The following is a 6,635-nucleotide window of genomic DNA, read 5'->3' as shown; positions in this document are numbered from 1 at the left end:
GGCAAGGAGTACGACACCAAGGAGTGGAAGCCGGAGAACGCCAACGCCAACATGGAGGGCGCGATCTCGGCCCTGGGCAAGGACAAGATCATCGGCGTGTACTCGGCCAACGACGGCATGGCGGGCGGCATCATCACCGCCCTCAAGGCCGCCGGCCTGCCCAAGCTCCCCCCGGTCACCGGCCAGGACGCCGAACTCGCCGGAGTCCAGCGCATCGTCGCGGGCGAGCAGTTCATGAGCGTCTACAAGCCCTACGTCCAGGAAGGCCCGATCGCGGCCGAGATGGCCGTCGCGCTGGCCAAGGGTGAGAAGCTGGACTCGATCGCGAAGTCCAAGGTCGACAGCCCGACCACCAAGGGCGTCCCGTCGGTGATCCTCCCGGTCGTGTCGCTGACCAAGGACAACATCAAGGACACCGTCATCAAGGACGGCATCTACAAGGTCGACGAGATCTGCACCTCGAACTACAAGGCCGCCTGCGACGCGCTCGGCCTGAAGTAGTCCCCCGCCGGAACCCGCGCACCCGCGGTGCGCGGGGCCCCGGCCCCCGAAGCCCCTCCGGCGCCCCGCCCTCCTTCTCAGCCCCCGCTATCGGGCGGGGTGCCGGACGGAACGCTTCTTCTCCCCGTTCTCTTCTGCTCAACCTCCGCGCCCCCCTCCTCGGGCGCGGCATCCCCGCCGGTCAGGCGGCGAAGGAGATGGTTCACGTGTCCGCTACGCCCGTGCTGGCGTTGCGCGGGGTCTCCAAGCGGTTCGGTGCCGTTCAGGCGCTCACCGACGTAGAGCTTGAGGTCCACGCCGGTGAGGTGGTCGCCCTGGTGGGCGACAACGGAGCCGGAAAGTCCACGCTGGTCAAGACGATCGCAGGGGTGCACCCCATCGATGACGGCGTCATCGAGTGGGAGGGCCGCGGCGTACAGATCAACAAGCCGCACGACGCCCAGGCGCTCGGCATCGCGACCGTCTACCAGGACCTCGCGCTGTGCGACAACATCGACGTCGTAGGCAACCTCTACCTGGGCCGGGAGCTGCGCAAGCGCGGCATCCTGGACGAGGTCGAGATGGAGCGCCGCTCGCGCGAGCTGCTCACCACGCTGTCGATCCGCATCCCCAGCGTCCGCATCCCGATCGCGTCGCTCTCCGGCGGCCAGCGCCAGACCGTCGCCATCGCCCGTTCGATGCTCGGCGAGCCCAAGCTCGTCATCCTCGACGAGCCGACCGCGGCCCTCGGCGTCGAGCAGACCGCGCAGGTCCTCGACCTGGTCGAGCGGCTGCGCGAGCGCGGCCACGCCGTCATCCTCATCAGCCACAACATGGCCGATGTGAAGGCCGTCGCGGACAAGGTCGCCGTGCTGCGCCTGGGCCGCAACAACGGCGTCTTCGACGTCAAGACCACCTCGCAGGAAGAGATCATCTCCGCCATCACCGGCGCCACGGACAACGCCGTGACCCGCCGTGCGGCGCGCAACGCGGAGGTTCAGAAGTGAGCACCGACAAGACCTCCCCCGCGGACAAGGCCGACCCGACCGAGCCCATCCACCTGGACAAGCCGCACGAGGCCCCCGTGGACGCGCCGCCCGCCGCGGGCGAGGCGGTCACCGCCGTCGACCCCCGCCTGCTCGTGCGCGAGCAGGGCTTCGCGGGCTACCTGTCCGAGTTCAAGCGCAAGATGAAGGCGGGCGACCTCGGGTCGCTGCCGGTCGTCGTCGGCCTGATCGTCATCATGGCGATCTTCCAGAGCCTGAACTCGAACTTCCTGACCGCCGGCAACCTCTCCGACATCAGCGTCGCCATGGTCGGCACCGGCATGATCGCCACCGGCATCGTCTTCGTGCTGCTGCTAGGCGAGATCGACCTGTCGGTCGGCTCGGTCAGCGGTGTCGCGGGCGCCACCTTCGCGGTGCTCAACGTCACGCACGGCATGTCCGAGTGGCTGGCCCTGGTCCTGGCGATCCTGACCGGTACGGTCGCGGGCGCCATCCACGGCTTCGTCTTCGCCCGGATCGGCGTCCCCGCGTTCGCCGTGACCCTGGCCGGTCTGCTGTTCTGGAACGGCTTCATGCTCCAGGTCCTGGGCAGCAACGGCACGATCAACCTGGACTCCGAGGGCCTGGTCGCCAAGCTGACCAGCTACTACTTCAGCGATGTGGCGGCCGCCTACGGCCTGGCCGCGGTCGCGGTGGTGGCCTTCTTCCTCACCTCGTTCCTCGACAGCCGGCGCCGCGAGGCGGCCGGCGTGCCGTCCCGGCCGCTCAGCGAGATCGTGCTGCGCACGGTGCTGCTCGCCGTCCCGGCCGTCGGCGCCGCCGCCGTCTACAACCAGTACAAGGGCCTCCCGCTCGCCGTGGTGCTCTTCCTGGCGGTCCTGGTGCTCACCGACTTCGTGCTCCGGCGCACCGCGTACGGCCGCAAGGTCTTCGCGCTCGGCGGCTCCATCGAGGCCTCCCGCCGGGCCGGCATCAACGTGGTGATGATCCGCACCTCGATCTACGCCATCTCCGGCACCTTCGCGGCCATCGGCGGCCTCTTCCTCGCCTCGAAGATCACCGCGGCCAACCAGGGCGCGGGCAGCGGCGAGCTCCTGATGAACGCCATCGCGGCGGCCGTCATCGGCGGCACCAGCCTCTTCGGCGGCCGCGGCCGCACCTGGAACGCGCTGCTCGGTGTGCTGGTGATCACCTCGATCCAGTACGGCCTGGCCCTGCAGGGCATCGCCTCGCCGATCCAGTACATGATCACGGGTGGCGTACTGCTCGCGACCGTCGTGATCGACGCGGTCACCCGCAAGACCCAGAAGTCCGCGGGTCGCGCCTGACCCGCGGCCCCCACCTCCTCGCGCCCCTTGCGGGGCAAGGGGAGGAACCCCGGACGTGCCCGGTGCCCTCGCGGCGCCGGGCACGTCCGTGCGCGGGCGCGGATGTCAGCCATTCGCGTGACGCGGAACGCACCGCCCGATGACCGCCGTCGGAGTAGGAACATTAGACTCGGCTGAATCGGCATGCTCGACCAGCACGGATGCAAGGAGGCACGGGTGCCGCTGCTTACCCGTATCAGGGGACCGCGCGATCTCGACCGGCTCAGCCCGGAGCAGCTGGACCAGCTGGCCGCTGAGATCCGGACCTTTCTCGTCGACGCGGTCTCCAAGACCGGCGGGCACCTCGGCCCCAACCTGGGCGTCGTGGAGCTCACCATCGCGCTGCACCGCGTCTTCGAGTCGCCCAAGGACAAGGTCCTGTGGGACACCGGCCACCAGAGCTATGTGCACAAGCTGCTCACCGGCCGCCAGGACTTCGCCAAGCTGAAGATGAAGGGCGGCCTCTCCGGCTACCCCTCGCAGGCCGAGTCCGAGCACGACGTCATCGAGAACAGCCACGCCTCCACCGTGCTGGGTTGGGCCGACGGCCTGGCCAAGGCCAACGAGGTCCTCAAGAAGGACGACCACGTCGTCGCGGTGATCGGCGACGGCGCGCTCACCGGCGGCATGGCCTGGGAGGCGCTGAACAACATCGCCGCCGCCAAGGACCGCCCGCTGGTCATCGTGGTCAATGACAACGAGCGCTCCTACGCGCCGACCATCGGCGGCCTCGCCAACCACCTGGCGACCCTGCGCACCACCGACGGCTACGAGCGCTTCCTGGCCAAGGGCAAGGACCTCCTGGAGCGCACCCCGGTCGTCGGCAAGCCGCTCTACGAGACGCTGCACGGCGCCAAGAAGGGCCTCAAGGACTTCATCGCCCCGCAGGGCATGTTCGAGGACCTGGGCCTGAAGTACGTCGGCCCGATCGACGGCCACGACATCGAGGCCCTGGAGTCCGCCCTGACGCGCGCCAAGCGCTTCGGCGGCCCGGTCATCGTGCACTGCCTCACCGAGAAGGGCCGCGGCTACCAGCCCGCCCTGGCGGACGAGGCCGACCGCTTCCACGCCGTCGGCAAGATCCACCCCGACACCGGCCTGCCGGTCTCCACCTCGGGCCTGGACTGGACCTCGGTCTTCGGCGAGGAGATGGTCAAGCTCGGCAAGGAGCGCGCCGACATCGTCGCGATCACCGCGGCCATGCTCCAGCCGGTCGGCCTCGACAAGTTCGCCAAGGCCTTCCCCGAGCGGGTCTACGACGTGGGCATCGCCGAGCAGCACGCCGCGGTCTCCGCGGCGGGCCTGGCCACCGGCGGGCTGCACCCCGTCTTCGCCGTCTACGCCACCTTCCTCAACCGCGCCTTCGACCAGGTCCTGATGGACGTGGCCCTGCACAAGTGCGGCGTGACGTTCGTCCTGGACCGGGCCGGGGTCACCGGCACCGACGGCGCCTCGCACAACGGCATGTGGGACATGTCGATCCTCCAGGTCGTCCCGGGCCTCAGGATCGCGGCCCCGCGCGACGCCGACCAGGTGCGCGCCCAGCTGCGCGAGGCCGTCGAGGTCGAGGACGCCCCGACCGTCGTGCGCTTCTCCAAGGGCGCGGTCGGCCCGGCGGTCCAGGCCGTCGGCCGGATCGGCGGCATGGACGTGTTGCGCCGCGCCGAGGCCGAGCGGCCGGACGTGCTGCTGGTCTCGGTGGGCGCGCTCGCCCCGATGTGCCTGGAGATCGCCGACCTGCTGGACGCCCAGGGCATCTCGACCACCGTGGTCGACCCGCGCTGGGTCAAGCCGGTCGACGAGGCGCTGGCGCCGCTCGCCGAGACGCACCGGGTCGTCGTCACCGTCGAGGACAACAGCCGCGTCGGCGGGGTCGGCTCGGCCGTCGCCCAGGCGCTGCGCGACGCGGGCGTCGACGTGCCGCTGCGCGACTTCGGTATCCCGCCGCGCTTCCTCGACCACGCCTCCCGCAAGGAGGTCATGGCCGAGATCGGGCTGACCGCGCCGGACATCGCGCGCCAGGTCACCGGCCTGGTCGCCAAGCTCGGCGGGCTGGAGAGCGAGAGCGCCGTGGAGCCCGCGCGCGACTGACGAAGGCGCCGGTGAACATCCGGCGACCGGTCAATGGGCCGGTCCGATCGCCCTGTACGGGTGGTTGGACCGGCCCATCCGCGTGAATTACCGCCGCAGCCCGGTACCCGTACCGCCCCTCGTCCCGATCATGGCGGGGACATGAGCTAGCGGAGGTGCACAAGGTGGCTGGTACCGGTCTCTTTCGGACCAAATCAATCGAGAAGTCCATCGCGGACACAGAGGAGCCGGAGCACGCACTCAAGAAGTCGCTGTCCGCGCTCGATCTGACGGTCTTCGGCGTCGGCGTCATCATCGGCACCGGCATCTTCGTCCTCACGGGCAAGGTCGCCAAGGAGAACGCGGGCCCGGCGGTCTCCCTCGCGTTCGTGGCGGCCGGCGTCGCCTGTGCGCTGGCGGCTCTCTGCTACGCGGAGTTCGCCTGCACGGTCCCGGTGGCCGGGTCCGCCTACACGTTCTCCTACGCCTCGCTCGGCGAGCTGCCCGCCTGGACCATCGGGTGGGACCTGGTGCTCGAATTCGCCCTGGGCACGGCGGTGGTGGCCGTCGGCTGGTCGGGGTACGTGCGCTCGCTGATGGACAACGCGGGCTGGCACCTGCCGGACGCGCTGGGCGGGCGCGAGGGCGCCGACGGCTTCGGCTTCGACATCCTCGCCGCCGCCCTCGTCCTGGTGTTGACCGCGATCCTGGTCCTCGGGATGAAGCTCTCCGCACGCGTGACCTCGGTCGTCGTGGCCATCAAGGTCACCGTCGTCCTCATCGTGATCATCGCGGGCGCCTTCTTCATCAAGTCCGAGAACTACAAGCCGTTCATCCCCAAGGCGCAGCCGCAGAAGGCGGGGGGCAGCCTCCAGGCGCCGCTCATCGAGCTGATGTCGGGGTACGCGCCCACCAACTTCGGCGTGATGGGCATCTTCACCGCCGCCTCCGTCGTCTTCTTCGCCTTCATCGGCTTCGACATCGTGGCGACCGCCGCCGAGGAGACCAAGAACCCGCAGCGGGACATGCCGCGCGGCATCCTGGGCTCGCTCTTCATCTGCACCGCGCTGTACGTGGCGGTCTCGATCGTCGTCACCGGCATGCAGCACTACTCCGAGCTCTCCATCGACGCCCCGCTCGCCGACGCCTTCAAGGCCACCGGGCACCCCTTCTACGCCGGTGTCATCAGCTTCGGCGCCGCCGTCGGCCTCACCACGGTCTGCATGATCCTGCTGCTCGGCCAGACCCGGGTGTTCTTCGCGATGAGCCGCGACGGGCTGCTGCCCCGCTTCTTCTCCCGCGTCCACCCCAAGTTCCGCACTCCGCACCGCCCGACCATCCTGCTCGGCGGGATCATCGCGATCCTCGCGGGCTTCACCAGCCTCAGCGAACTCGCCGAGCTGGTGAACATCGGCACCCTCTTCGCCTTCGTCATCGTCGCGATCAGCGTGATCATCCTGCGCCGCACCCGGCCCGATCTGCACCGCGCCTTCCGCACCCCGCTGGTGCCCTGGGTGCCGATCCTGTCGGTGGCCGCCTCGCTGTGGCTGATGCTCAACCTGCCCGCCGAGACCTGGCTGCGGTTCGGGATCTGGATGGTGATCGGCTTCGTCGTCTACTTCCTGTACGGGCGGTCCCACAGCCGCATCGACGTGGAGTGACGTCCAGCGCTTCCCGGAGTTGATCGCACGGCCCCGTATGTCCCGCTTCG

The 6,635-nt window shown here is 69.7% G+C and carries 5 protein-coding genes; all 5 read left to right on the top strand.

All coding sequences use genetic code 11. From position 1 onward, the window contains the following. The coding region (locus IE252_RS23605; protein ID WP_190091471.1) for a substrate-binding domain-containing protein at nt 1–501 on the top strand (501 nt) is incomplete at its 5' end. 197 nt (nt 502–698) lie between these two features. Further along, complete coding sequence (locus tag IE252_RS23600) at nt 699–1,487, top strand: ATP-binding cassette domain-containing protein (protein ID WP_190091470.1); 789 nt, start codon at nt 699–701, stop codon at nt 1,485–1,487. Then, nucleotides 1,484–2,815 (top strand): sugar ABC transporter permease, encoded by a 1,332-nt coding sequence (locus tag IE252_RS23595; RefSeq protein ID WP_190091469.1) that lies wholly within the window; start codon nt 1,484–1,486, stop codon nt 2,813–2,815. Before IE252_RS23600 ends, IE252_RS23595 begins: the two co-directional genes overlap by 4 nt. 216 nt (nt 2,816–3,031) lie before the next feature. Beyond that, nucleotides 3,032–4,945 (top strand): 1-deoxy-D-xylulose-5-phosphate synthase, encoded by a 1,914-nt coding sequence (gene dxs / locus IE252_RS23590; RefSeq protein WP_190091468.1) that lies wholly within the window; start codon nt 3,032–3,034, stop codon nt 4,943–4,945. Nucleotides 4,946–5,109: 164 nt separating this feature from the next. Then, a complete protein-coding gene (locus tag IE252_RS23585) occupies nt 5,110–6,585 on the top strand; it encodes an amino acid permease (protein ID WP_190091467.1) in 1,476 nt (491 codons plus the stop codon). Nucleotides 6,586–6,635: the final 50 nt, after the last annotated feature.

Origin of the sequence: Streptomyces melanogenes, from assembly GCF_014649795.1 — a bacterium.
GTDB classification, from domain to species: domain Bacteria; phylum Actinomycetota; class Actinomycetes; order Streptomycetales; family Streptomycetaceae; genus Streptomyces; species Streptomyces noboritoensis.
Note: the sequence above shows the minus strand (reverse complement) of the source record. Positions and strands in the feature narration are given on the sequence as shown.

Coding starts and splice junctions, on each gene's coding strand:
- IE252_RS23600 (WP_190091470.1), top strand. CDS start 699: ATGGTTCACGTGTCCGCTACGCCCGTGCTGGCGTTGCGCGGGGTCTCC.